Genomic DNA, 22,516 nt, shown 5'->3' on the forward strand with positions numbered 1-22,516 from the left:
GCCTGGTTTGACCTCGAAATAGTTGTCCAAGGGTTTGTGCATGATGTTACACACAGTTATCCACAGAAATCTTGGATAAGTGGATGAAAGTGGGTGGCATCGCTGATTTGTTACAAAAAATTGTGAATGCCACCCCATTTTTACCGGGCAAATAGGGTAGATGTTGTGCCTCTCTTGTGGATAATTTCGCCACGGTGGATCTTTGAACAGTTGAACTTGTTCACAATCAGGATCATGGATCTTGCTCTTGGGGTGACATGGATCTAGATCCAGTTATTTTGTCTCAACTTAATGTATAGTAAGGTATTTTTATCTTTGGTGTTGCTGGGTGACGTGGAGGGGGCTTGCCGCGCACAGGTGAAAAGTACTGTATATACCCGTTTGCTAACAGCTTTATGCACAGTCTGGGTGGGCAACTTGGCCCAGTTGATCCTTGGATTTGTTTATAAGTCGGCTTGAAATTGAAAGTTATTCATGAGTGGGGGATCGCAGTCCCTGTTTGCTGCCACGAGGTGAATGTGGAACAATCCCCTTATAGATTCAGCCTTTATAAGGTGATCACGTGATAGATGGTGACGGGTTTCGTCCCAATGTCGGTATCGTGATCTGTAACCGTGAAGGACAAGTGTTGTGGGCTAAACGCTATGGGCAGCACTCCTGGCAGTTTCCGCAGGGGGGTTGATGATGGTGAAACGCCAGAGCAGGCCATGTATCGAGAGCTGTATGAGGAGATAGGCCTCAAGCCCGAAGATGTGACCATCATGGCCACCAGTCGTAACTGGCTAAAGTACCGTTTACCCAAACGTCTTGTCCGCTGGGACAGTTCACCGGTCTGTATTGGCCAAAAGCAAAAATGGTTCCTGTTACAACTTGGTCCGGGCAGGGAATCGCGGATCCAGTTTGGCTGTCATGGCCATCCCGAATTTGACGATTGGCGTTGGGTCAGCTTCTGGTATCCGGTCCGTCAGGTTGTCTCGTTCAAGCGGGAGGTTTACCGCCGGGTCATGAAGGAGTTTGCCCCGCTGGCGATGCCGGCGCCGGTACCGGCAGTTCAGGTCAACAAGAAGGATGGGCGGCGCAACCGCGCCCGTTAAGGAGCACAGATTAGTTGTTAACGGAACTCAGACGTATCGTCGAGAGCATGGCCGAGGCCAATACCCTCGAGCAGGCCTTGCAGGCATTGGTCAGTCAGACCCGGTTGGCCATGATGGTGGACTGCTGTTCCGTTTATGTCTCAGAACCCGAGATGCGCCGCTACCGGCTGGCTGCGACCGATGGTCTGGCCGAGTCGGCGGTGGGCAAGGCTACCTTACCGTTCGAGCAAGGCATCGTCGGTCTGGTGGGTCAGCGGGAAGAGCTGATCAACTTGGCTGATGCCCCCGCGCACCCCAGTTTCAAATTCCTGCCCGATGTGGCCGAAGAGGCGTTTCGCTCTTTCCTCGGCGCCCCCATCATGCACCAGCGTCAGGTGGTCGGTATTCTGGTGGTGCAGCAGAAAGAGAGCCGCCGCTTCGATGAGGGGAGGAGTCCTTCATGGTCACCCTGGCGGCCCAGCTGGCGGCCCGGATCGCCCAGGCGCAGGCCAAGGGGTGGTTGCAGAAGACCGACTGGAGCAAGCCGCTGCGCGGTATTGCCGGGGCCAGCGGTATCGCCATGGCCAAAGCCTGGGTGTGGCGGCCGCGCAAGGCGCTCTCGTCCATTACCCCGCGCAAGGATGAAGACCATGCCAGCCAGTTGGAACGGCTGGAGCTGGCGGTGGAGGAGGTTCGTCACGATCTGGAGAGCTTGGCGCTGCGTTTTCGCGAGAGCTACAGCCAGGATTCGGTGGCGATCTTCGACATTTACCTCCATCTGCTGAACGATCCCGGCTACATCAAGCCCATTCGCAACAAGGTGAGCAAGGAGCACTGGACGGCGGTCTCGGCGGTCAAGCTCATCAGCGATCGCTTGATCGAGCAGTTCAAGGGGATGAAGGATCCCTATCTGCAGGAGCGCTCCACCGATGTGAAGGACATCGCCCAGCGGCTGATCAGCCGCTTGGTGCAGAACGAACCGGAACATATCGCCATCGGCGAGCCGGTGGTGCTGGTGGCCGATGAGGTGACCGCCACCATTTTGGCAGAAGTGCCCCGCGAATATCTGACCGGAGTGGTCTCGCTCAAGGGGGGGACCAACTCCCACGCCGCCATTCTAGCGCGCGCCATGGGGGTGGCCGCCATCATGGGGGTCGATCTGCCCCTTGGCGACATCGGTGGTCGCATGCTGGTGGTCGATGGCTACAGCGGCGATCTCTTCATCGAACCCAATCAGGTGATCCTGACCGAGTATCGTCAGCTGCTTAGCGAAGAGCGGGTGCTCGATACCCTGGTACGCAGCGTCGACAACCTGCCATCCGAGACGGCCGACGGCACCAAGGTCTCCCTGCTGCTCAACGCCGGGCTAAGTGCCGATACCGAGATTTCCCTCAATCAATTGGCGGACGGGGTGGGCCTCTATCGCACCGAGATCCCCTTTATGCTGCAGGAGAGCTTCCCCTCCGAGTGGGAGCAGACTGCTCGCTATCGCGGTATTCTGGAGACCTACCGCAACCGGCCGGTCTGTATGCGGACGCTGGATGTGGGCGGCGACAAACCGTTACCTTATTTCCCCATCGTCGAGGAAAACCCCTTTCTTGGCTGGCGGGGGATCCGGATCACCCTGGATCACCCCGAACTGTTTCTGGTGCAGCTCAAGGCGATGCTGCGGGCCAGTGAAGGGCTGGACAATCTGGCCATCATGCTGCCGATGATCAGCAGCGTCAGCGAAATCAAAGCCTCCCGTCGTCTGCTGGATCAGGCGTGGCGGGAAGTATCGGAAGAGGCGGCCAGCCGCGATGCGGTGATCCGCTACCCCAGCCTCGGGGTGATGATCGAGGTGCCCTCCGCCCTCTTTATCTTGCCGGAGATGGCGCCGCTCATCGACTTCTGGTCGGTGGGCAGCAATGACCTGACCCAGTACCTGCTGGCAGTGGATCGCAACAACTCCCGGGTTGCCAACATCTACGATGCCTTCCATCCTGCGGTGATCCGCGCCCTGCAACAGCTGGTTGACGCCTCCCACCGTTACCAGAAGCCGGTGTCGGTCTGTGGCGAGCTGGCCGGTGATCCGGTCGGTGTGCTGCTGCTGCTGGCCATGGGCTATCGCCGCTTCAGTATGAACACCCACAACATCGCCCGGATCAAGTACGTGCTGCGCCAATCGACCCTGAGTGAGCTGACCGAGCTGCTTGCCGACGGTCTCAAGCATGACAATCCCCATGTGCTGCGCGGCCTGTTTGCCCGCTATCTGGAGGAGCACGGTTTGGGCGGCTTGCTGCGCGCCGGCCACAAACCGAAAATCGGTTGATTGATAAACATGCCTTGTCCCTGCTGGCGAATGATCGGAAAATGCGGCTTTTCTTATGACTGGGGCCGCTTATGCAGCACGATGGATATTGGGTTTTCTCGCAGATTGATCCCGTAGCATTCAGTTTGGGACCACTATCGGTACGCTGGTATGGTCTCATGTACCTGTTTGGTTTCGCTTTTGCCATGTGGCTTGCCGGTCGTCGCGCCGATGCACCGAACAGTGGCTGGACCCGCAACGAGGTGTCGGATCTGCTGTTCTACGGTTTCCTCGGGGTGATCCTCGGTGGCCGTGTCGGTTACGTGCTGTTCTACAACTTCGATATGTTCCTCGCGGATCCCACCTACCTGTTCAAGATCTGGACCGGCGGTATGTCGTTCCACGGCGGTCTGATCGGGGTGATCACCGCGATGATCTGGTTTGCCCACAAGACCAAGCGCCACTTCTTCACCGTGGCCGACTTTGTGGCACCGCTCATTCCGTTCGGTCTCGGCGTCGGCCGCATCGGCAACTTCCTCAACGGCGAGTTGTGGGGGCGGATCACCGATGTGCCTTGGGCCATCATCTTCCCTGAGGCGGGCCCCGAGCCGCGTCACCCTTCCCAGCTCTACCAGTTCGCACTGGAAGGGGTGGTGCTGTTCATCATCCTCAACCTGTTCTGGCGCAAGAATCCGCCTCGTGGTGCCATCTCCGGCATGTTCCTGCTGTTCTACGGCCTGTTCCGCTTCCTGGTGGAGTTTGTGCGCCAGCCGGACAGCCAGCTCGGCCTCTATTTCCAGGAGATCAGCATGGGCCAGATCCTCTCCACCCCGATGATTATCGCCGGTGCGCTGATGATCTGGGCTGCTTACCAGCGCCCGCAGCTGTTCGGTAACAGCGTCAAGGAGGCAAAGTAATGCGAGCCTATCTCGACCTGATGCAGAAGATCCTCGATGAGGGCACCGTCAAGTCAGACCGTACCGGCACCGGCACCGTCTCCCTGTTCGGCCATCAGATGCGCTTCAATCTGGCAGAAGGTTTCCCGTTGGTGACCACCAAGAAGTGCCACCTGCGATCGATCATTCATGAGCTGCTCTGGTTCCTCAATGGCGATACCAATACCGCCTATCTGAAGGAAAATGGCGTCAGTATCTGGGATGAGTGGGCAGACGAGAACGGCGATCTGGGGCCGGTTTATGGCGCTCAGTGGCGCTCCTGGCCTGCGGCCGACGGGTCTGTCATCGACCAGATCCAGAAAGCGGTGGATGACATCAAGCACAACCCGGATTCGCGCCGCATCATTGTGTCTGCCTGGAACGTGGGTGAGCTGGACAAGATGGCGCTGGCTCCTTGCCACGCCTTCTTCCAGTTCTATGTGGCGGACGGCAAGCTCTCCTGCCAGCTTTACCAGCGCAGCTGTGATGTGTTCCTCGGCCTGCCGTTCAACATCGCCAGCTACGCCCTGCTGACCCATATGATGGCTCAGCAGTGCGATCTGGAAGTGGGTGACTTCGTCTGGACCGGTGGTGACGTGCACCTCTACTCCAACCACATGGAGCAGACCGCGCTGCAGCTCTCCCGCGAGCCCCGTCCGCTGCCGACCCTGGTGATCAAGCGCAAACCCGACTCCATCTTCGACTACCAGTTCGAGGATTTCGAGATCGAGGGTTATGACCCCCATCCCGGGATCAAGGCGCCCGTCGCCATCTGATCGAAAGGCGCCTCAGGGCGCCTTTTTTATGCATCTTAATAATTGAATAATCACTTTATTGACTAATTAGATGATAGTTTGAGGCGAGGTGGAAACCTGCTGACAGCAGATATGTTCTATTTTGCATTCGGTTTTTCCGTTGTGTTGAGCAGTAAGAAACGATTTTTCATTGGTTGTTGCAGGGGATAGACTCAAAATAAAGCAATTCGGTGGAAAATTTAACCATGAGTGATGTAATCAAAAAGTTTCTGAAGCTGGAGGCTGCCTCCGGAATTATTCTGATCATGGCTGCCATGCTGGCCATGATTTTAGCCAATACCGCGCTGGCTGGCGGGTATCAGGCGTTTCTCGATACGCCGGTGCAGGTGCGCATCGCAGCCCTCGACATCAACAAGCCGCTGCTGCTCTGGATCAACGATGGCTTCATGGCGATCTTCTTCCTGCTGGTTGGCCTGGAAGTAAAGCGTGAAATGCTGGAAGGGGCGCTCTCCACCCGGGTGCAGGCGACCTTCCCGGCCATCGCGGCGGTGGGTGGCATGATGGCGCCGGCCTTGATCTACGCCTTTTTCAACTATTCGGACGACGTGGCGCGCGCTGGTTGGGCGATCCCGGCTGCAACCGATATCGCCTTTGCCCTCGGGGTGATGGCGCTGCTTGGCAAGCGGGTGCCGGTGAGCCTCAAGGTATTCTTGCTGGCGCTCGCCATCATGGATGACCTGGGCGTCATCATCATCATCGCGTTGTTCTACACCCAGCAGCTGTCGCTGGCTGCGTTGACGGTTGGTATTCTGGCGACCCTGACGCTGTTCTGGATGAACCGCCGAGGTGAGGACAGGATCAGCCTCTACATGCTGGTCGGTCTGGTGCTCTGGGTTGCGGTGCTCAAGTCTGGCGTACATGCGACCCTGGCGGGAGTGGTGGTGGGCTTTATGGTTCCGCTGAATGGCAAGCGTTACGCCTCGCCGCTCAAGTATCTGGAGCATGCCCTGCACCCCTGGAGTGCCTATCTGATCCTGCCGCTGTTTGCCTTTGCCAACGCAGGGGTATCCCTTCAGGGGATTGGTCTCTCCTCCCTGCTGAGCCCGGTACCGATGGGGATCATGCTGGGGCTGTTTATCGGCAAGCCGCTCGGGGTGTTCACCATCAGCTGGCTGTCGGTCAAGCTGGGCATCGCCCAGTTGCCGCCCGGGGTCAACTTCAAGCAGATCTTTGCGGTCAGCATCCTCTGTGGCATCGGGTTTACCATGTCGATGTTTATCGCGTCGCTCGCCTTCGAGCACGGTGGGCTGGATTACGGCAGCTACTCTCGCCTCGGGATCCTGGCGGGTTCTACCATGGCGGCGGTGGTCGGTTATCTGGCCTTGCGCATGGCCCTTCCCAAGGGTGAAGGGGAACAGAGTACGGAGGGACTATGAAGCTACATACAGGGTTGTTGATGCTGTTGCTGAGCCCCGCGGCATGGGCCGGCGGGTTGGAGGATTGCAAGCAGGACGCCACCTCGGCGAACTGCTCTGCCTATCTGAATGGAGTGGTAGACAGCGCCCTGCTGCTGGGGGACAAGCAGGCCAAGGCGCGCTTTGGCGAGACCTTCTCCGAGCGGGCGCTGAGCAGCCGGGCTGGCGAGCGGGTTAAACACTCCAACAAGCGTTATTGCGCTGACCGGATGCCGGACAAGGCACGCCTCAAGGCCAGCCTGATGGAGCAGTTTGGCGCGAACAAGGTTGACTCGGTCAGCGACATGTATGACATTCTGGCGGTTGAACTCAGCTGCTACCGGAGTCCGCGCACCGCGGGAACCCCATCGGATGTCACACCTTAACTACAACCATCTCATGTACTGCTGGCAAATATAGTCGTTTAAATTCAGTCACTTTGGTGTGTTGTGCTGATTGGTGGCGGCAAAGTGGCGGCAGGGGGATCTGATGATCGGGAAAGGCGGCAGCGCGTTGGCTCTGCCGCCTTTTTGTTTTTGCCTTGGTTACTCCTCGACTTCCGGCAGGTCGGCGATGGCGACTTCCAGGCTGACGCTGTTGGTGTAGCCGCTGTTGGTCAGGCTGTGGCTGACTTTGGTCAGCACCCAGTCGGCCTCGTCGATCTGCTGTTTGAACCCCTGACGGCGGTGGGCTGTTCCGGGTAGAGCTCGGGGCGGCCGGTGGCGAGGGTGATCTCGAACTCGGCAACCCCGCGTTGCAGCCGATCCCACTCGGCGCGGGCGGCGCGCAGGGCGTTGGTTTTGTTGGCGTAGATGTGGCGCAGCACTTTGACGTTTTCACTGTCGCCAACCAGCAGTTCGCGGCCCTCCTTGTCGATGGTGGTATCACTTGGCAGCGCCGGTTCCTGCTTTGGCTTGGTCTTGCGCTTGGTGGTCGAGCCTTCGGTGGTGGCCGTCTTCGGGTCGTGCCAGTTGGCTGACACGCCGGTGTAGGCGTCGCGGTCAGCGACGGCGAAGCGGTGCTGATCGCCATCCTGGCGGGTGATGATGACAGAGGGGAGCGGTTTGCCGCTGGCGGTGAGCCCCTTGCCCTGGCCGATAAAGAGCAGCCGCCCCGATTTGATGGAGGTCAGGGCGCCGCATTGACCGGCCAAGCGGGTAATGAAGGCGGGGTCGCTCTCGTTCTGCTGGTCGATGTGGTCGATCTGCATGCCCTTGAAGCGTTCGGCGCAGGCGGGGATCAGGCTGTGGCGCTGGGCGATGGCATCGACAATGCTGCCGACTGTCTGCTGGTGATAGCTGGTCTGGCGTAGCTTGTTGAGGTTGCCGCGCAGATCGGCCGATTTGCCCCTGATGGTGAGCCTGTCCGGGGCGCCGGTGTGCTCCACCTCATCGATGGTGTAATCCCCCTTATCAACCAGCGGTTGGCCCTGCCAGCCGATCATGACGCGCATTCTGGCGCCCCGGCGCGGCATCGCCAGCCTGCCGTCGCTGTCGTCGAGTTCGATGTCGATGGTGTCGGCTTCAAACCCGCGATTGTCGGTGATGTTGAGGCTCATCAGGCGGGGGCGGATAGTGGCTGACACATCCGTGCCGTCGATCAGCAGCTGGTAAGCCGGGGCGGGGTGATCGGCACTGCTCAGCCCCGCGCCGGTACCGAGCTGGCCGATCTGGCTGGTCAGGTTGGTGGCGATGCGCCCGAGGTTCATCGGATCAGCCCTCCGATCTTGTTACCGACCGAGCCGATCAGCTTTTGCAGGCCGAGGCGGTTGGCGATGTTGCCGATCACCCGGCCCTTGATCTTGGCTTCCAGGCTGCTGCTCTCTTCATCGATGCGCTTGAGCTTCATCGAAAACTCGATTTTGCGGGCGGCACCATCGGCGAAAAACTCGGATCGGCCAACGCTGGTCGACTCGATGACGAAATAGCCGCGCACCCGGCCGGTGCCCTCGATGAGGGGGAAGGCTTGCCCGGTGTCGGCCATGGTATGCAGCAGCTCGAGCGAGACCTCGCCGCCGGTGAGCTCCGGGTAGAGGGTGCCGCTCAGGCTGATGGTCTCCTCGTCTTTGCCGGTGAACTGGTAGGCCGGTGTGGTGCCCACGCGCGGATTGCCTGGGTGGCGCCAGCTGCGCTCGTCCTGCGCCGCTTGCGGGGCGAAGGTTGAGCGCATAAACACGAAGAATCCCAGTGTCATCATCATGATGCGGCTCCTTAGTTGGTGTCACGCAGGGTCGAGCGTTGGCGGGCGGCGGCCGAGCGCTCGCGCTGTTGCAGGCGCTTATCGATTTCAGCGGCCAGATCTTGCGGCGATTGCCCCGGCTGCTGGGTGATGTTGATAGGAGCATTGACCACGGTGCTTCCTCCCCTGCCGCCCTTGCCAGTGGCTTGGGTTGGTAGAATGCGGCGCCATAACCGCTGGCGCCCGGTGCGGCCAGTCCACCGCCGCCAGCATAGGCGGGCGTTGCCGTGGTGATCTTGACGTCGCTGCCGCCTTTCATCCAATCCGGGAGATAGTCGGTGACCGCCTTTATTTTCTCCATCAGCGATGCCCATTTCGCGCTAATGCCATCAATGAGCCCCTGAATAATGGCCTTCCCTTTGGCCATTGCCCCGGCTGGCAAGGTGTCGAAGAACGCCCAGATATCATTCCAATGCGTAATCAGCATGCCTATTGGCGTCCATGAGAACAGCTCCTTAAGCAGATCCCAGAACGCACCGAGCGGGGCTTTACACTGTTCCCAGACGGCGGCCAATGCTGGGCCGATCTTGTCCCAGTTTGAGTAGACCGCATAGGCGGCTGCGGCGATGGCTGCAATAGCCATGATGATCCATCCCACCGGGGTGGTCAGCATGGCGATGCCGAGGCGCACAAACCCACCGGCCAGCATTTTTAGCACGGTGCCGAGCGGCCCGGCGGCGATCGTCATGTAGGAGATCCCCATCCGCAGCATGGCGAACGGGCCGATTAGGCCAGCAATCACCACCATCAGCGATCCCCCGACAAAGGCCGCGGCGGCGATAGCGGCTGATACTCGTACCAGCGTTGATGACAGCTCCGGGTTAGCGCGCATCCAGTCACCCACGCCCTGCACCATGCTGGTCAGGCTCTGAATTAACTGGCGCAGCGGGCCGCGCTCGGTTTGCAGCATCTGGATGCCGACGTCATCCCACGCGCTGGATAGGTTGTCGATATCCCCCAGCGCGTTGTTGGCCATGGTTCCCGCCACATTGGCGGCCTCGCCCTGGGCACCGCGCAGGGTCTGGATCAACTCCTGCAGCTTGCCGGTTCCGGCCTGTTCTGACAGCACCGCCAGCGCCGAGAAGGCCTCTTCCCCTGCGATGGCCTTGAGCAATCCGGCGCGCTTGGCGTCCCCCATCTTTGAGGTCTTTTTATAAATCTCTTCGAGGATTGCCGGCAGCTGGCGCAGGTTCCCCTTGGCGTCTGCGGTCTTGATGTTGAGCTCTTCAAGCGCATCAGCGGCCTGTTTTGGTGGTGCGGCCATGCGGCTTAAGATGGCGCGCATGGCGGTGCCGCCCATGCTGCCCTGAATACCTGCATCACCGAGCTTGCCAGCCATAGCTGAGGCGGTTTCCAGATCGACGCCGAGGCCCGCAGCAACAGGCGCCACATATTTCATGGTGTCGCCGAGCATGGCCAGATCGACGTTGGCGCGGGTGAAGGTGCCCACCATCACATCGCCCAGCTTGCCCATCTGGTCAGCTGGCAGCTTGAAGCCGGTCAGGATATTGGATCCGATATCTGAGGCTTGGGCAATCTCAACACCGCCCGCCTTGGCCAAGTCGAGTACGCCCGGCATGGCATCGCGTATCGCCTTAGGGCTGAAACCGGCCATCGCCAGAAATCCCTGGCCCTGCGCCGCTTCTCCGGCGGTAAAGGCGGTCTTTGCGCCCAGCTCACGGGCCTGCGCGGTGAGGGCGGCCAGATCGGCACTCCCTCCCTGCAGGCGAGTCAGCGCCTGTACCTTTGACATCTCCTGCTCAAAGCCCATGGCTTTACCTGCCACACCCCATCCCTTGTAAAGCGCCGCGCCGCCCATGGCAGCACCGGCGGCACCATAGCCAGCCAGCGCGCCACGGGCATTCATGGTTTTGTCATAGGTGCTGCGAGCAGCGGCATATTTTTGCTGCTGCACGGCGGCTTTGGCGAGCTGGTCACGCTGGGCCTTTAGCGCGTCATTTGCGCCAGCCAGATCGCGCTTGAGTTGGCGCTGGGTGGCGCTGAGTTGTTTGGTGCTGATGCCCGCCTGTTGCAGGGCGTTTTTGGTTTCGCCATAGCGGGCGACCAGTTGCCGTTCGGTGGTGGTGAGGTCGCGCACTTTCTGGCGCGCGGCTTCCAACTCGCGGGTCATGGCTTTGGTCGGATTGGCGGTATTGGCCAGCGCCTGCGCCATGCGCTGGGCGTTGGCCTGCGCTTGGCCGAGCTCGGTGCGGGTGGCGCCGATCTGTTTGCCGAGGGTGCGATAGCCGTCAATCTGGCCGCTCTGCTTTTCCAGCTCGCGGATGCGCGCTTTGGTATCGGCCAGATCTTTGGCAGTGGTGCGGCTTTGGCCTGATACGGCCTTGAGGGGGCGGTTAGTTTGTCCACCGCCCCGAGCAGGATTTGTAACTTGAGGTTGCTCATTGTTCGTCGGCCCCGTTGATCTGGTTGTGTCGCTCAACGAGGCGTTGGTGCCAGCCCATCAGCTCGTCGAGCTCCATGGCCGCCATTTCAGAGAGCGGCCAGTGGGCGATGATGGCGATATCTGCCATCAGGTCGTCTATGCAGTGAGGTAGGCCTCCTGCTGCGAGCCCATCAAAAAACCGACCACCACGACCCCGGCCTTGAGCAGATCAGCCGGGTCCATGTCTCCCACTTCCTTTTCGGTCAGGTCGGTGATGCGGGGCAGCAGTTTGATAAGGGTATCGACGTTCATCTGGACGATGTCCATGGTGTTGAGGCCGCGCAGGCTGGCGGCCTTTTTGGGGCTGCGAATGGTCAGGCTGGTGATGGTGGTTTCGCCGCGCTTGATGGGGGTGTCTAAGGTGATCTCTTTGTGTTCCATGGTGTTGCCCTTGTTCGGTATGCAGTAACGGGCGGCAGTGCCGCCCGAATGGGGTGGGGTGGATTAGAGGCCGATGTTTTTGCGGTGCTCGGCCATGCGGTCGACGCCATCAGGGCCGATCTCGATCAGGTTGACGGTGTCAATCTCGTGGATGACCTGGCCGTTGATGGTCTCTTTGTAGTAGGTGCAGGTCATGCTGACCTTGGTCTGGGTGTTGTCACCGTCTTTGTAGGTGCCCCGGTCGATCTCTTTGGCGCGGCCACGGCAGACGATTTCGACGGCGGTGGTTTCGCCGGTGTCATCACGCTGGATGGAGCCTGAGAAGCGGAGCAGGGTGCCGTCTACTTTCGGCTCGCCGAGCAGGCCGATCACCTCTTCGCCGTAGCCGCCCATGGTGAACTCGACATCGAGGGCGCCATCATCGAGGCCCATGTCGATGTTGGCGGCACCCGGCATGCCGCCGCCGCGATAGGCTTCAAACTTGCGGCTCAGCTTGGGCGGGGTGAACTCTTCGGCGATGCCGATCCAGTTTTCGCCGTTGCCGAACAGGTTGAACTTCTTGAGTTTGCGAGGGAGTGCCATTTTTTAGGCTCCTTATGCGGCTGCGACTTTGGCAGCGAAGTCGATTAGGTACTCGTCGGTGATCTCTTGCATCAGACCGAGGTCTTCGAGTGGCGGCACCGGGGTGTAGTTGTAACGGATGCGCAACTTACCGGCTTTGAGCGTGTCTTTGTCGTTCAGGGTGTCGTCATACCAGCAGTTCGCGCCGATGAGGTAGCCGAGGTTGACCAGTTCGCGCAGCTTGGCGTTGATGCCCTCGATGATGTCTTTGACCAGGGTGGGGGTCATGGGTTTGTCAACGGCCCACATGTGCGCCTCGGCGATGGTGTCGGCGAGGATCTGGGCGGTGCGGGTGTAGTTTTCAAACTGGAACAGCTTGTCATCGGAGCAGGTGCGGTTGCCCCAGAAGCGCATCCCTTCGCGGCGGATCAGGCAGGTGATGTCGTTTTCGTTGAGCAGGCCCGCGTCGGTGTCGGGGTTTTGCAGCTCCCAATAGACGGCTTTGGTGAGGCCTTCCACGCCCGGCACACCGACGTTGGAGAGGGTTTTATGCCAGCCGATCTCTTTGTCGATTTTGGCGCGCAGGGCCATGGCCACGGCGACGGCATCGCACGGCATCTGGGCATCGGCTGTGGTGTCCCATTTGGTGAAGTCACCGTAAATCAGCATCAGTTCGCGGTCGCTAAATCCCTCGCGATAGAGTTTGACGTCGCTGATGGTGTCGCCCACGGCGTGGGCATAGCAGAAGGCGCGCAGGGATTGCGCCACGGCGGTCAGCGCGGCGGTAACTGCCAGGCTGTCATGGCCCGGCACCCCGAGGATGCGCGGGCGCACACCGACCACGGATTCGGCGCGCTTGAGTGCTTCCAGCCCGGTTGGCACTCCATCGAGGCCAATGGTGCCGATAATGTTGGAGGTGGTGGCGGCGGTATCTACGCCTTCGTCCACGCGCACCACTACGACCGGGGTTTTCGCGATCATGTCGATGATTTGCAGGGTGCGTTTTAAGTTGCCGGTGGTGCCAGCCTTGCCGATGGCGTCGGTGAGGTTGGTAAACAGCACGGGTTTGTTGAGGGGGAACACCTCGTCGTCAGCGTCTGTACTGACCAGCACGGCACCGATGATGGCCGTGGCGATGGTGCGGATGGTGCGGGTACCGTCATTGATTTCGATGACGCGCACCCCGTGGTGGTATTGGTCGAGTGCCATGCGGCGATCTCCTGTGTCTGGGCGGAGTAAATTCGGGCATGGTCATGATGCAGGCAGGCGGGGCTGGGCTGTTAACGGTCGGTGTTGTCGGGCCGGTGCTCACAACAAGCGGCGGTGGCTGGGCAAAGAACACCCCGCACGGGGCGGGGTGGTGTCTGGCTCATAGGGTTATACGGTGGAGGGATCCCCCGGGCGCGGAGGCCACGCTGGGTTCTCAGGCCATCCAGGCTGGCTGCGAACATCCGGCAGCTCGTAGCGATAGCGCTGCCATTGCGCCAACAGCTCGACATCGGCCTCCTTGGCATATCCGCCATCCACGGCAGGGCGTAGGCGTTCAATCTCGCCTGCGGCGGCGTGATCGAGCTGGGTCAGCATCAGCTCTGCCATCTGTTGCGCTGACGGTTCCGGGCGGCCCTGCAAAACAGGATATCCATCGACTATGGCGATCTCTTGCTGGCCACTCTGGCCGTTGACCAGCCGTTCATAGTCCCCCGGCCTGAGCTCGACCGCGGTGTGTGGAATATTGTCGCCATGAATCGCCGTCAGGTAGAACCCTTTGGACTCAGGATCGTATTTGTACATGATGGTCTCCTAATATCCGATGGCGATATATCGCATGATGTAGTTGCTTCCTGATGCTGCCTTGACCCCGATTTGATAGGTCGATAACGACGGGAAACCCATGGCGGCAGTGGGATAAATGGCGCCTGCAGGGTTGTCAAAGGAACATACCCCTTGAAATGCCGCAGTTGGGAATGCGATGGGCAATGAACCGGTGGCAGTTGAGTTTGTAGTCACAGAAATACTGCCCCACTGAATGATCAGCCCCCCATCCATGTAGGAAACGCAAGATACCCAGCGTAAGAGAAGGATGCAGCAAAGCCTGCGCGCAACTTCTTTGGGGTTATTGCAACATCATCTGCTGCACCCGCATTCGTCTGCGCCTGAGTTGCTACTTTCATCAATCCAAGCACGGCTTCACTGGCTTGCTTTACCCATCCCCATAGGGTTTTCACTGTAACAACGGCATCGGCCTTTTGATTGGCTGTGACCGTTTCATTCACCTCTGCCTGGGTGGCATAGCGGGCAAATCCCTTGGCCGTTTCGCTGGCATCCGGGTGCTCTCGGCTTTGCTTGTGCGCCGCCATCACGTCATCGACATATTTGCGGGTGGCCAGCACTACTGATGGGTCAATCTTGAGTTCGACGGCGGCGGTGTTGCTGACGATAAACACCATGCGGATCACCTGGGTGCGGCCAGCGCCTGAGGTGAGCAGCGGTTTGTAGGTGTCCGGGCAGTTGGCGACGGCCATCAGGGTTCCGGCATCGTCAAACAGGCCGATTTCTCGAATCCACCAATCGCCCACGTCCTCGGGGATCACTTGTTCGGCCACCATCTGCGAGGCGCTGAGCGGGTCAACGAACAGGGTGTTGATGGCGGCGCGGCGGCGTTCCTTGACCAACGCGGTCATGGCCGGATTGGGGGTGACGGCGGCGCCATTGCCATCGCCCACGGCCATGTGGGTGAATTTTACGGTGGTGCCCAGTGCTAGCGCATTGGCCAGCTTGGCGGCACCGGCTGTGGTTAGCGTCGCAAAGTAGGTGCTCATGCTGTTGCTGTCCCCGGTCTGATGGTGAGTGTGTCGATGGTGTGGGTGATGCCGCCATGCCAGTCGCTCACCTGCGCGGTGACCGGCCCCGGCTCGTAGGGATAGATGGTGATCTCATCGCCCAGGTAGCAGGCGGCTCCGAGATAGAGCGGGCCGCGCGATTCCAGGCTGATAGCCAGCCCGGTCATGTGGCGGGTGAGCGGCTTGGCGTCATCAATCAGGCGCTCGAGCTCGGTATACATGGTGCTGGTGATTCCGGTGTCGAGTACGCCGATATCCAGCGCGAAGGTGCCGCGCACGCCCACTGGTGAGCTTTGCCACCACTCGCGCACCCGGATGAGGTAACCGAGCGGCTCGACGGCGCGGCGCAGGGCGCCGATGGTGCCCTTGTGTTGATGGACGAACGGCGAGGCTTTGATCACTTTGCGCTTGACCGATTCTGACCAGCGCTCATCCCAGCGGTCGACGCTGCGTTCGGCGGCCAGCGAGGGCAGGCGCCACGGCGGGCAGGCGTCGGCATTGTGCAGGGTGCGCAGCAGGGCCACCGGCTGATCGAGCGCCTGTTCGCAGACGTCGGCAACGCGCCGCTCGGTGGCGGTGGCGCTGGGTGGCAGCAGCTCGGCCGCGTGGCTCATGGTGCCTGCTCCACGGTGATGCCGGTGCACCATGCGGCCTGCTCATCAGTCGGGGCGATATCGGTCCAGCCGGTCAGCTCGACTTTGATCACCCCTTCCACATGCAGGGCAGCCTCGATCATGGAGCGGGCGATCAATACGCCGATGCGCTTGCGTGGATTGAGTTTGCTTTGCAGGTTGGCCTTGGCGGCGGTCAGGATCAGTTCGGCCTCGGCGCCGGTCTGGCCGATGGTCAGCGCGGCGTGCACGGCGTAGTCGATGACGGTGGCTGATTTGACGGTCAGGCGGTCAGCGACCGGGCGGCGATCTTCGTCGTTGCAGGCGGCCATGGCGGCGGCGATCAGCTCGCTGCTGGCGGCGCCGGTGCCTTCGCTGCTCAGAATAGACACCACGGCCTCGGCAGGCTGCGGGCTGATGGCTTTGGCATCGATGATGCGGCCATCGGCCGAGCGTGCCCAGTATTCATACGCGCCTTTCGGCCCGGCGGTGCTGAGGGCATCCCATGCCAGCAGGTAGCGTTCACGCAATGCCTCGTCGGTCTCGGCCACTTCCGGCACTGGCGGGTTGGCGGTCAGATCTTCGGGCTGGATGATCAGGCGCTTGACGTTGAGGTCGGCCACCAGATTGTCGAGATCGGCATCTTCTGCCCAGGCAATCATTCCGGCCACGGCGGCGCGATTGATGCGGGCGGCCAGCATGATCTGCAGATAGACGTTTTCTTGCAGCAACATGGCGACCGGGTCGGATTCCAGCGCCAGCGCGGCGGCCACCGCCGGTTGTTCGGCGGCGGGGTAGAGGGCAATCAGCGCGGCCTTGCGCGCCGCCAGGGTGGCCTCGAAGTCGATGTCCTCGACCACGGCCGGTTTGGGCAGGTTGGCAAGGTTGATGGTGCTCATACAGCATTCCCCAACGGCAGGGTGGCGGTTTGGTCGGTGCCGCTATCGATGCGGCGCCATGACAGTGTGAGTTGACGGCGGCCGTCATAGGTGGGGTCGCCCAGCTCAACCCGGGTCAATCTGACGCGCGGCTCCCACAGGGTGATGGCGTGCACGGTGGCGGCCATCAGGCGCAGGCGAGTGGCATCGTGCTGCGGCTGGTCGATGAGGTCGGCCAGTTCGCTGCCAAATTCGCGGCGCATCACGCGCGACCCGACCGGGGTGGTCAGGATGGTGTGAATGCTCTGCACGATGTGATCGGTGTCGCCCAGCTGGCGGCCGGTCTGTGCGTTCATGCCCTGCCAGTTCATTGCGGGCCTCCGGTCTGGCCGCTGCCGGTGCTGACCCCGCCGTGTTTATGGGTCGTGACCTCGATGCCGCCGATGGTGGCAGAGGGGGCGGTGACCTTGCCCCCTGCGGTGATGGTGCTGCCCGCTTCGATGGTGGTGCCCACCTTCAGCGCACGGGTGCACTCAACCAGCGGGGTGGTCAGCGTGACGCTGGTGCTGGCCGTGATGTTTGCGGTTTTGATGCCGCTGACCGTGAGGGCGCTGGTTTTTGGGTTGTATTCCAGCACGGCGCCATCGGGGTATTCGATGCGGTCGAGATCCGGGTTGTCATCGCTGGCGGCGGGTTCTGGGTGCGCGTCTTGATGGACGGCGGGCAGTACGTAGGCGGTGGCGAGATCGCCGGACATGCAGAGCAGTAACACCTGCTCGCCCAGGGTTGGACGGGCACGGCGACGGGTCGCCCCCGAGCGCGGCACCAGATAGGGGCGCCAGTCGGTTTCGATTTCGCCGGTTTTGACTCTGCAGGCCCCTGATCGCACGGCGCTGACGGTGCCGATGCGGATCATATTGGCGATGAGGCGGTGCAGATCTGCGAGTGCTGGGTTCATGGGGCCAGTGTGTTTGCCACTGCTGGCCCTGTCGATGCGCGGCTGTTGTGGAGGAGTCAGCGACAACATGCGCCGATAGTCTATGGGTGGGGTTTGGGGGCGACTCCCTGATGATGCCCGCCGATCTGCGCTTTATTCTGCGGCGCTGTCTGATGGGGTTTGCTGTGCCAGCCACTCACGCAGCAGGCCATGCCGGTGCAGGAACGCCAGCATGCTGACCGCGTTGATGGATCCCGAGGTCGGCTTGCTGGTTCCCTGCTCCCATTTGGCGTAGGTCATGACGCTGGTCAGCCCCAGCGCGCGGCACATCTCTGTTTGGCTAAGGCCAAGCGCTAACCTGGCCTGTTTAATGTCAGCTGGCGTCATCACGCCTCCATTACATGGAAGAGATACCCGCAGCTGTTCACCTGTGGTTGGTTTTTCGCCATGTTGTAATATGCCTGATACATCCCGCTGCCATTGACTGCGCCGCTATTTCGCTTTCCAAATACACTGTCACCAAACATCTTTTTTGCTGCCTTGGTTGCCGCTTCATCGTGATCTTCCGCATCAACATAAAATGGCTCAAACGCAATCCCTGACTTGTTGTTTTTAAGTGGGTCAATCATAAATGTGGCCATCGTAGTATCTCCATTTGCTTAGGTTGGCCCGATTCCGACAGGCCTTATTATCATTTACATTGCCTCGTAACGAGCCTTAACCGAGCTTCTTTTTGGGACATGTCACTCACCAGAGTTGTGAAATTTGAATGCCCGGCGGCGCGTGCTACTCTTGATATTTTCAGTGAAAAACCAAACCCACCATTCATCTTGATAACCTCCTCAGCGGTGAGCTGACTAACCACTTCCCTGATAATCATCGGCTCACGGATGTAGTTTTGATAAACATCATCGCACTCCAACTCGCCAGCATCGAACCCATCGAATACATCAGCAAGGATGGCGTTGAACCACTTGATGTGGTCTGCAACGATAGTAGCAGCCTTAGCTTGGTTCTCTTCATTTTGATAGGACTTGAATTTCATTTCTGTCATCTCCGTTTGGCTTGGCACCCTTGCCTTACCTCTTGAGATAACTATAACCTGCGCGGTTATAACCTGCAAGGTTATATTTGTGATTTATTGCACAAAATAACAACGCCCGATTTCGGGCGTTTTATTTGGTCAGGTGGTCGAGCATGGCTTGCTCGATGCGGTCGAGGTCGCCCTTGGCGAGGCCGAGCAGTTCGCGGGCGGGGTATTGGATGGTCTGGCCCTTGATGCGCTCGCGCAGGCCGAAGTGGTGGGTGGTGGCCAGCCTGTTGGCGCTGCCGACAAAGGCTAGGCTAACCTCGTTGGGGCTGGCGGTGGCCTTGAGCCAGCGGGCGCTGATGAGTTTGCCGAACATCTTGCGGCGCAACGCGCCCCGGCGGCCCTTGATGGCTTGGCGCGGTTTGCGCGGGGCCATGGGGGTGCCGTCTGGCTGGAGGTTGGCGCGGATGCGCTCGGCCTGCGTCGCGCGCAGGGTGCGGGCCAGCTCGGCGGCCAGCTTGCGGCGACCGGCCGCGCTGAGGCTGGCGGCCAGTGCCTGGGCTTCGAGGCCGAGTTGCGTCAGCTGATCTTCGGCCATGTGTCCCCCGGCGCGGGCGGCCATGGCTGAGGCTGGTCATTGATAAACAGCTCCCAGGTCATGCCGTCGTAGGGATCTTCTGGCGGCTCTTGCAGGTGCTCCCAGCGCATGCCGGTTTCGTCTTTCGTGACGCGCACCCGCTCGGTGAGCGGCACGGTGATCAGCATATCGACCAGATCCCGCGCCAGATATTCGACCTCGATGGTCACGGCGTTGTCGCGGCGATCCGGATTGGTGAACAGCTCAGGCTGGTATTGGCGCAGCCAGAGCAGCAGCGGCACCATCACGGCATCAGGATGGCCGGCGAAGTCGATGACGCCGATCTGCAATTCGTATTGCCATTCAAACGACATGCTGGCGGCGCCGGTGGCGACGGCGTTGCCCTTGTTGATGACCAGGGTCAGGCGCTCGCGGTTTTTGTTGAGCTCTGGCAGGCATTGATAGAGCACGTCGCGGATCTGCTGCGGTTTATTCATGGTTGGTTCCTGACGGCATCATAGGCGCGCTGGCAGGCGATGCCTGCGGCGATGGCTCGATCAGCCAGTGCTGCCAGTTCACCCGCTCGACGGTCAGCGCGGCCGAGCACGTCGGCGAGCAGAACGGCGGCTGGCTGGGTTGTCTGGCCGCTGGCGGCAGTGGTGGCAGTTGGGCATTGGCGACCGGCGCGGCGGGCCAGTTCGCGGGCGGTGCGCTGCAGGCGGTCAGACTCATCAGCAGCAGCAGCGGCATCAGCCAGCGCGGCATCGAGGCGTAGTTGTCCATCATGTTGGATGCTCTCCAGTTGTTCCTGATAGCGGTGTTCGATCTGGCGCTGGCGCTCGCTGGCGTCAGCCAGTGCCTGGGCGTGGCTGGCGAGTTGGCGATCCCATTTGCTTTGCCATGCGGCTTCGGTGGCGGCTGCGCCTTTTCGATAGCCATCGGCGTGCAGGCTCTTGATCATCAGCGACAGCGCCAAAGCGGCCAGCATGATGGCGAGCCACTTGCCCCAGCGGCCGGTCAGCAGGCTAATCCACATGGCTCACCTCGTCGGGATAGATGACTGCAAAGTGGCGATGGGCGGCGGCGAGGCGCTGGTCATAGCGGTTGTCGGCATAGGCCGGGCCGTTGTAGCGGCGGGCCACTTCTTTCCAATTGCCTGCCTGCAGGGCGGCCAGCAGTTTGGCATCGCGGCCGATAAACCCGACGACCGCGGCGAGTTGATCCGCCTCGCTCTGGCACATGGCGGCCCGCCATGCTTCGGCATCGGCCATGCCATTGGCCTGCCAGTGATAGCCCATCACTTGAAACATGCCCCAGCTTGCCGATTCGATGGCGGCGGCGCGGTGCAGCCCCATGGCCATGGTCAGGCGTTGCCATTCGCCAGCCCCACCGACGTAGCCACCGCGCTGCGGGTTGCACAGCTGCGGATAAGCGGCGGCCAGCGCATCGGCCTTGGCTTGGCCGAGGTGCGCGGCGATCTGGCGATGGAACACGTGGCGTTCGAACAGCACGACGGGGCGACCGGCTGAGTCAAAGCCCTCACCGGCGCTTTCAACATCGGCAAAGGCGGCCAACTTGGCAACCGATACCCCCAGCTGGGCGGCGGCCGCGCGCAGGTGGGTGATGGTGAGCTGTTTATCCGAGGCGGCGCCGAGCAGGCTGGCGAGGGTGCGCTGGCCTGCGGTGCCGGTCATGGTGATGAGGTGATCGCGCTGATAGTCGAGCAGGGCGGCGCGGGTTTTATCGCCAAACCAGCCGTCCGGGTTGGCGGGGTAGCCGGCGGCGGTGAGGCGCTGTTGCAGCAGGGTTACGTCACTGCCGACAGCGCCGAGGGTCAGGGTGCGGGTCATGGTAAATCCCTCCGGTATACATCCCAGGCGGTAGTGGTGCGCGCGCGGCCTTTGCGCTTGGGCAGCAGGCGAGCGGTACTGCCGCCTGCATCGCACAGGGCGACCAGCACCACGGCGGCGAGCAGCACGGACGAGGCATCTGGCGGCGGCAGGCTGCCCAGCAGGGCGCGCAGCGGCACCGACCCGGCGGCGACGGCCATCAGGTAGGCGAGCAGGGTGGGCAGCAGGCGGTAGCGGTCACCGCCGCGGCGGTAGGTCATCAGGCGCAGGCTGATGAGGGCCATCAGCAGGGCGTAGGCAATGAGCATGATCACCCCCTCCGGCGCAGCAGGTTGAGCAGATCATCCGGCGATTTGCGCAGGACAAACTGCAGCAGCCGGACGGTGATGGCCGAGGCAACCAGCGCCCCCACGGCGCGCGGCACGGCGAGCGATTCCGGGGTGATGGTGCCGAGCAGGGCGGCGCAGAACCCGGCGCCATGCAGCCCGACCATGAACGCCGCGACGAACAGGGCGAGACGGCGCAGGATGCCAAGCTCCTCGGTGGTGCAGATCCAGATCAGGGCGCCCGCGAAGGCGCCCATGACGACATCGGCATCGAGGCCGGGGAGCAGCGACAAGACGGCCAGCCCGGTGACGGTGCTGGCGGCGGTGCCGCTCGAGATGGGTTCAGGCAATTGATCCTCCGGTGCGTTGGCGTTGTATCAGGTCAGATTCGGTTTGGCATTCGATGCAGCGTTCGCAGCCGCGCACGGCCTCGCGGCGGGCCTGCGGGATGACGTTGTCACAGTCGATGCAGCGCAAGGGGCCGGTGCCGCTGATGCGGGCGGCGTGCACCTTGGCGGCGATGCGCAGGTCGTTGATGGCGTCTATGCGTTCGAGTTCGTCGTCAAGGCGGCTCATATCAGTCCCACAGGTTGATCTGCGTGACGGCTGCCTGGGTGGGCGCGTCTGGCAGGGTGACAAGGGTGCCGATGGGCAGCACTGGCCCCAGCTCGGCAAGGCGCGGATTCAGCGCCAGCACCTGTTCGGTGATGCCGGCGGTGTAGCCGTAATAGCGATGGAGCAACAGGTCGAGGGTGTCGCCCTGGATGGCGCGCAGCTGCATCAGATCAGCTCCACTGTCGTGTGGCTGACGCCGAGGATGTCGCGGATCGCGAAACGGGCATCGCGGTAGAGATCATCGGCCGTCAAATCTTTGGCGCTGGCATCTTTGACCGCCTCGGCGGTGGCCGCGCTGTCGAGATAGCGCTCGTACAGGCTGGCGCGGGCGTAGCTGTAGACGGCGCGCCGATACCAGAGCGCCAGAATGGACTCTTCGTCAATCAGGGTGGCTGGCACGGCATCGAGGCTGAGATAGCCGGCGGCCTGTTTGCTGGCGGCCCAGACGGCCAGATCGGCCTGTACCTGGCTGATGGCGTTGATCACGGCATGGCGCAGGCGCTCGGTGGTGACGGTGCCATCGGTGCGCATGGTGGCGCGCATGTCAGGCAGCGAGATGGGCGGCCAGAATAGCCCGGCTGTGATGACGCCCTCGTCCTGTTCTGGCGTGGGGGTGGGGATAAAACCGCTGGTCATGCTCCCTCCTGTGGTGGGCGGTGATCGGGCCGTCAGCGCTGGCGTTTTGCCTGCATCAGGCCCGAGCCGCCCGGCTGCGGGGTACG

28 protein-coding genes and 4 pseudogenes are annotated in these 22,516 nt (G+C 61.3%); 6 read left to right on the top strand and 26 right to left on the bottom strand.

Going from position 1 to position 22,516, the window contains the following annotated elements:
- The first annotated feature begins 562 nt into the window (after positions 1–562).
- From rppH to NMD14_02845, 6 genes and pseudogenes are all read left to right on the top strand, one after another.
- Positions 563–1,094 (top strand): annotated as a pseudogene (gene rppH / locus NMD14_02820) (RNA pyrophosphohydrolase).
- A 14-nt stretch (positions 1,095–1,108) separates the two neighbouring features.
- A pseudogene (gene ptsP, locus NMD14_02825) lies at positions 1,109–3,384 on the top strand (phosphoenolpyruvate--protein phosphotransferase).
- A gap of 71 nt (positions 3,385–3,455) precedes the next feature.
- Positions 3,456–4,280 carry a prolipoprotein diacylglyceryl transferase gene (gene lgt, locus NMD14_02830; protein XEI33396.1) on the top strand — a complete coding sequence of 275 codons (825 nt, stop codon included), beginning with the start codon at positions 3,456–3,458 and terminating at the stop codon, positions 4,278–4,280.
- Complete coding sequence (thyA, locus tag NMD14_02835) at positions 4,280–5,074, top strand: thymidylate synthase (GenBank protein XEI33397.1); 795 nt, start codon at positions 4,280–4,282, stop codon at positions 5,072–5,074. The genes lgt and thyA overlap by 1 nt, the downstream gene beginning before the upstream one ends.
- Before the next feature lie 224 nt (positions 5,075–5,298).
- The gene (nhaA, locus tag NMD14_02840) at positions 5,299–6,489 is read left to right on the top strand and encodes a Na+/H+ antiporter NhaA (GenBank protein XEI33398.1); all 1,191 of its coding nucleotides are present in this window, start codon (positions 5,299–5,301) and stop codon (positions 6,487–6,489) included.
- Positions 6,486–6,893: a hypothetical protein gene (locus NMD14_02845; protein XEI33399.1), complete on the top strand. Its 408-nt coding sequence runs from the start codon at positions 6,486–6,488 to the stop codon at positions 6,891–6,893. The genes nhaA and NMD14_02845 overlap by 4 nt, the downstream gene beginning before the upstream one ends.
- 251 nt (positions 6,894–7,144) lie before the next feature.
- Here the strand turns inward: NMD14_02845 and NMD14_02850 are convergent, their stop codons facing one another.
- The 26 genes and pseudogenes from NMD14_02850 to NMD14_02975 form a co-directional block, all read right to left on the bottom strand.
- On the bottom strand, positions 7,145–8,215 hold the full coding sequence (locus NMD14_02850) for a phage late control D family protein (protein XEI33400.1): 1,071 nt from the start codon (positions 8,213–8,215) through the stop codon (positions 7,145–7,147).
- On the bottom strand, positions 8,212–8,355 hold the full coding sequence (locus NMD14_02855) for a hypothetical protein (protein XEI34812.1): 144 nt from the start codon (positions 8,353–8,355) through the stop codon (positions 8,212–8,214). The genes NMD14_02850 and NMD14_02855 overlap by 4 nt, the downstream gene beginning before the upstream one ends.
- Before the next feature lie 36 nt (positions 8,356–8,391).
- Positions 8,392–8,676 (bottom strand): annotated as a pseudogene (locus NMD14_02860) (phage tail protein).
- An 898-nt stretch (positions 8,677–9,574) separates the two neighbouring features.
- A pseudogene (locus NMD14_02865) lies at positions 9,575–10,498 on the bottom strand (phage tail tape measure protein).
- 646 nt (positions 10,499–11,144) lie between these two features.
- Positions 11,145–11,276, bottom strand: coding sequence for a GpE family phage tail protein (locus NMD14_02870; GenBank protein ID XEI33401.1), 132 nt, complete (start codon positions 11,274–11,276; stop codon positions 11,145–11,147).
- Positions 11,277–11,284: 8 nt separating this feature from the next.
- Positions 11,285–11,569, bottom strand: coding sequence for a phage tail assembly protein (locus NMD14_02875; protein XEI33402.1), 285 nt, complete (start codon positions 11,567–11,569; stop codon positions 11,285–11,287).
- 63 nt (positions 11,570–11,632) lie between these two features.
- Positions 11,633–12,151: a phage major tail tube protein gene (locus NMD14_02880; GenBank protein XEI33403.1), complete on the bottom strand. Its 519-nt coding sequence runs from the start codon at positions 12,149–12,151 to the stop codon at positions 11,633–11,635.
- Positions 12,152–12,163: 12 nt separating this feature from the next.
- A complete protein-coding gene (locus NMD14_02885) occupies positions 12,164–13,339 on the bottom strand; it encodes a phage tail sheath protein (protein XEI33404.1) in 1,176 nt (391 codons plus the stop codon).
- A 168-nt stretch (positions 13,340–13,507) separates the two neighbouring features.
- Positions 13,508–13,921 carry a tail fiber assembly protein gene (locus NMD14_02890; protein XEI33405.1) on the bottom strand — a complete coding sequence of 138 codons (414 nt, stop codon included), beginning with the start codon at positions 13,919–13,921 and terminating at the stop codon, positions 13,508–13,510.
- Between the two features lie 239 nt (positions 13,922–14,160).
- Positions 14,161–14,949 carry a phage tail protein gene (locus NMD14_02895; protein XEI33406.1) on the bottom strand — a complete coding sequence of 263 codons (789 nt, stop codon included), beginning with the start codon at positions 14,947–14,949 and terminating at the stop codon, positions 14,161–14,163.
- On the bottom strand, positions 14,946–15,584 hold the full coding sequence (locus NMD14_02900; GenBank protein XEI33407.1) for a phage tail protein I: 639 nt from the start codon (positions 15,582–15,584) through the stop codon (positions 14,946–14,948). Before NMD14_02900 ends, NMD14_02895 begins: the two co-directional genes overlap by 4 nt.
- Positions 15,581–16,480 (bottom strand): baseplate J/gp47 family protein, encoded by a 900-nt coding sequence (locus tag NMD14_02905; GenBank protein XEI33408.1) that lies wholly within the window; start codon positions 16,478–16,480, stop codon positions 15,581–15,583. Before NMD14_02905 ends, NMD14_02900 begins: the two co-directional genes overlap by 4 nt.
- Complete coding sequence (locus tag NMD14_02910) at positions 16,477–16,815, bottom strand: GPW/gp25 family protein (protein ID XEI33409.1); 339 nt, start codon at positions 16,813–16,815, stop codon at positions 16,477–16,479. Before NMD14_02910 ends, NMD14_02905 begins: the two co-directional genes overlap by 4 nt.
- Positions 16,816–16,826: 11 nt before the next feature.
- The gene (locus tag NMD14_02915) at positions 16,827–17,417 is read right to left on the bottom strand and encodes a phage baseplate assembly protein V (GenBank protein XEI33410.1); all 591 of its coding nucleotides are present in this window, start codon (positions 17,415–17,417) and stop codon (positions 16,827–16,829) included.
- Between the two features lie 132 nt (positions 17,418–17,549).
- Positions 17,550–17,783 carry a helix-turn-helix domain-containing protein gene (locus NMD14_02920; GenBank protein XEI33411.1) on the bottom strand — a complete coding sequence of 78 codons (234 nt, stop codon included), beginning with the start codon at positions 17,781–17,783 and terminating at the stop codon, positions 17,550–17,552.
- Positions 17,783–18,037, bottom strand: coding sequence for a hypothetical protein (locus NMD14_02925; GenBank protein ID XEI33412.1), 255 nt, complete (start codon positions 18,035–18,037; stop codon positions 17,783–17,785). The genes NMD14_02920 and NMD14_02925 overlap by 1 nt, the downstream gene beginning before the upstream one ends.
- A gap of 50 nt (positions 18,038–18,087) precedes the next feature.
- Complete coding sequence (locus tag NMD14_02930; GenBank protein ID XEI33413.1) at positions 18,088–18,441, bottom strand: hypothetical protein; 354 nt, start codon at positions 18,439–18,441, stop codon at positions 18,088–18,090.
- A 130-nt stretch (positions 18,442–18,571) separates the two neighbouring features.
- Entirely contained in the window at positions 18,572–19,024 is a 453-nt protein-coding gene (locus NMD14_02935) for a phage virion morphogenesis protein (protein ID XEI33414.1), read from the bottom strand.
- A complete protein-coding gene (locus NMD14_02940) occupies positions 19,006–19,500 on the bottom strand; it encodes a phage tail protein (protein XEI33415.1) in 495 nt (164 codons plus the stop codon). The genes NMD14_02935 and NMD14_02940 overlap by 19 nt, the downstream gene beginning before the upstream one ends.
- Positions 19,497–20,039 (bottom strand): DUF2514 domain-containing protein, encoded by a 543-nt coding sequence (locus tag NMD14_02945; protein XEI33416.1) that lies wholly within the window; start codon positions 20,037–20,039, stop codon positions 19,497–19,499. Before NMD14_02945 ends, NMD14_02940 begins: the two co-directional genes overlap by 4 nt.
- Positions 20,029–20,853 (bottom strand): N-acetylmuramidase family protein, encoded by an 825-nt coding sequence (locus tag NMD14_02950; GenBank protein ID XEI33417.1) that lies wholly within the window; start codon positions 20,851–20,853, stop codon positions 20,029–20,031. The genes NMD14_02945 and NMD14_02950 overlap by 11 nt, the downstream gene beginning before the upstream one ends.
- Positions 20,850–21,161 carry a phage holin family protein gene (locus tag NMD14_02955; protein XEI33418.1) on the bottom strand — a complete coding sequence of 104 codons (312 nt, stop codon included), beginning with the start codon at positions 21,159–21,161 and terminating at the stop codon, positions 20,850–20,852. The genes NMD14_02950 and NMD14_02955 overlap by 4 nt, the downstream gene beginning before the upstream one ends.
- A 2-nt stretch (positions 21,162–21,163) precedes the next feature.
- Positions 21,164–21,529 (bottom strand): phage holin family protein, encoded by a 366-nt coding sequence (locus tag NMD14_02960; protein XEI33419.1) that lies wholly within the window; start codon positions 21,527–21,529, stop codon positions 21,164–21,166.
- Complete coding sequence (locus tag NMD14_02965) at positions 21,522–21,755, bottom strand: TraR/DksA C4-type zinc finger protein (GenBank protein XEI33420.1); 234 nt, start codon at positions 21,753–21,755, stop codon at positions 21,522–21,524. Before NMD14_02965 ends, NMD14_02960 begins: the two co-directional genes overlap by 8 nt.
- A gap of 1 nt (position 21,756) precedes the next feature.
- On the bottom strand, positions 21,757–21,960 hold the full coding sequence (locus NMD14_02970) for a tail protein X (protein XEI33421.1): 204 nt from the start codon (positions 21,958–21,960) through the stop codon (positions 21,757–21,759).
- Complete coding sequence (locus NMD14_02975) at positions 21,960–22,430, bottom strand: head completion/stabilization protein (GenBank protein ID XEI33422.1); 471 nt, start codon at positions 22,428–22,430, stop codon at positions 21,960–21,962. The genes NMD14_02970 and NMD14_02975 overlap by 1 nt, the downstream gene beginning before the upstream one ends.
- Positions 22,431–22,516 lie beyond the last annotated feature (86 nt).

Source organism: Aeromonas veronii, assembly GCA_041319085.1.
Taxonomy (GTDB): domain Bacteria; phylum Pseudomonadota; class Gammaproteobacteria; order Enterobacterales; family Aeromonadaceae; genus Aeromonas; species Aeromonas veronii_F.

Excerpts from the sequence above, each read along its gene's own strand:
- lgt (XEI33396.1), top strand. The coding sequence starts at position 3,456 with ATGCAGCACGATGGATATTGGGTTTTCTCGCAGATTGATCCCGTAGCA.
- thyA (XEI33397.1), top strand. The coding sequence starts at position 4,280 with ATGCGAGCCTATCTCGACCTGATGCAGAAGATCCTCGATGAGGGCACC.
- nhaA (XEI33398.1), top strand. The coding sequence starts at position 5,299 with ATGAGTGATGTAATCAAAAAGTTTCTGAAGCTGGAGGCTGCCTCCGGA.
- NMD14_02845 (XEI33399.1), top strand. The coding sequence starts at position 6,486 with ATGAAGCTACATACAGGGTTGTTGATGCTGTTGCTGAGCCCCGCGGCA.
- NMD14_02850 (XEI33400.1), bottom strand. The coding sequence starts at position 8,215 with ATGAACCTCGGGCGCATCGCCACCAACCTGACCAGCCAGATCGGCCAG.
- NMD14_02855 (XEI34812.1), bottom strand. The coding sequence starts at position 8,355 with ATGAAGCTCAAGCGCATCGATGAAGAGAGCAGCAGCCTGGAAGCCAAG.
- NMD14_02870 (XEI33401.1), bottom strand. The coding sequence starts at position 11,276 with ATGGCAGATATCGCCATCATCGCCCACTGGCCGCTCTCTGAAATGGCG.
- NMD14_02875 (XEI33402.1), bottom strand. The coding sequence starts at position 11,569 with ATGGAACACAAAGAGATCACCTTAGACACCCCCATCAAGCGCGGCGAA.
- NMD14_02880 (XEI33403.1), bottom strand. The coding sequence starts at position 12,151 with ATGGCACTCCCTCGCAAACTCAAGAAGTTCAACCTGTTCGGCAACGGC.
- NMD14_02885 (XEI33404.1), bottom strand. The coding sequence starts at position 13,339 with ATGGCACTCGACCAATACCACCACGGGGTGCGCGTCATCGAAATCAAT.
- NMD14_02890 (XEI33405.1), bottom strand. The coding sequence starts at position 13,921 with ATGTACAAATACGATCCTGAGTCCAAAGGGTTCTACCTGACGGCGATT.
- NMD14_02895 (XEI33406.1), bottom strand. The coding sequence starts at position 14,949 with ATGAGCACCTACTTTGCGACGCTAACCACAGCCGGTGCCGCCAAGCTG.
- NMD14_02900 (XEI33407.1), bottom strand. The coding sequence starts at position 15,584 with ATGAGCCACGCGGCCGAGCTGCTGCCACCCAGCGCCACCGCCACCGAG.
- NMD14_02905 (XEI33408.1), bottom strand. The coding sequence starts at position 16,480 with ATGAGCACCATCAACCTTGCCAACCTGCCCAAACCGGCCGTGGTCGAG.
- NMD14_02910 (XEI33409.1), bottom strand. The coding sequence starts at position 16,815 with ATGAACGCACAGACCGGCCGCCAGCTGGGCGACACCGATCACATCGTG.
- NMD14_02915 (XEI33410.1), bottom strand. The coding sequence starts at position 17,417 with ATGAACCCAGCACTCGCAGATCTGCACCGCCTCATCGCCAATATGATC.
- NMD14_02920 (XEI33411.1), bottom strand. The coding sequence starts at position 17,783 with ATGACGCCAGCTGACATTAAACAGGCCAGGTTAGCGCTTGGCCTTAGC.
- NMD14_02925 (XEI33412.1), bottom strand. The coding sequence starts at position 18,037 with ATGGCCACATTTATGATTGACCCACTTAAAAACAACAAGTCAGGGATT.
- NMD14_02930 (XEI33413.1), bottom strand. The coding sequence starts at position 18,441 with ATGAAATTCAAGTCCTATCAAAATGAAGAGAACCAAGCTAAGGCTGCT.
- NMD14_02935 (XEI33414.1), bottom strand. The coding sequence starts at position 19,024 with ATGGCCGAAGATCAGCTGACGCAACTCGGCCTCGAAGCCCAGGCACTG.
- NMD14_02940 (XEI33415.1), bottom strand. The coding sequence starts at position 19,500 with ATGAATAAACCGCAGCAGATCCGCGACGTGCTCTATCAATGCCTGCCA.
- NMD14_02945 (XEI33416.1), bottom strand. The coding sequence starts at position 20,039 with ATGTGGATTAGCCTGCTGACCGGCCGCTGGGGCAAGTGGCTCGCCATC.
- NMD14_02950 (XEI33417.1), bottom strand. The coding sequence starts at position 20,853 with ATGACCCGCACCCTGACCCTCGGCGCTGTCGGCAGTGACGTAACCCTG.
- NMD14_02955 (XEI33418.1), bottom strand. The coding sequence starts at position 21,161 with ATGCTCATTGCCTACGCCCTGCTGATGGCCCTCATCAGCCTGCGCCTG.
- NMD14_02965 (XEI33420.1), bottom strand. The coding sequence starts at position 21,755 with ATGAGCCGCCTTGACGACGAACTCGAACGCATAGACGCCATCAACGAC.
- NMD14_02970 (XEI33421.1), bottom strand. The coding sequence starts at position 21,960 with ATGCAGCTGCGCGCCATCCAGGGCGACACCCTCGACCTGTTGCTCCAT.
- NMD14_02975 (XEI33422.1), bottom strand. The coding sequence starts at position 22,430 with ATGACCAGCGGTTTTATCCCCACCCCCACGCCAGAACAGGACGAGGGC.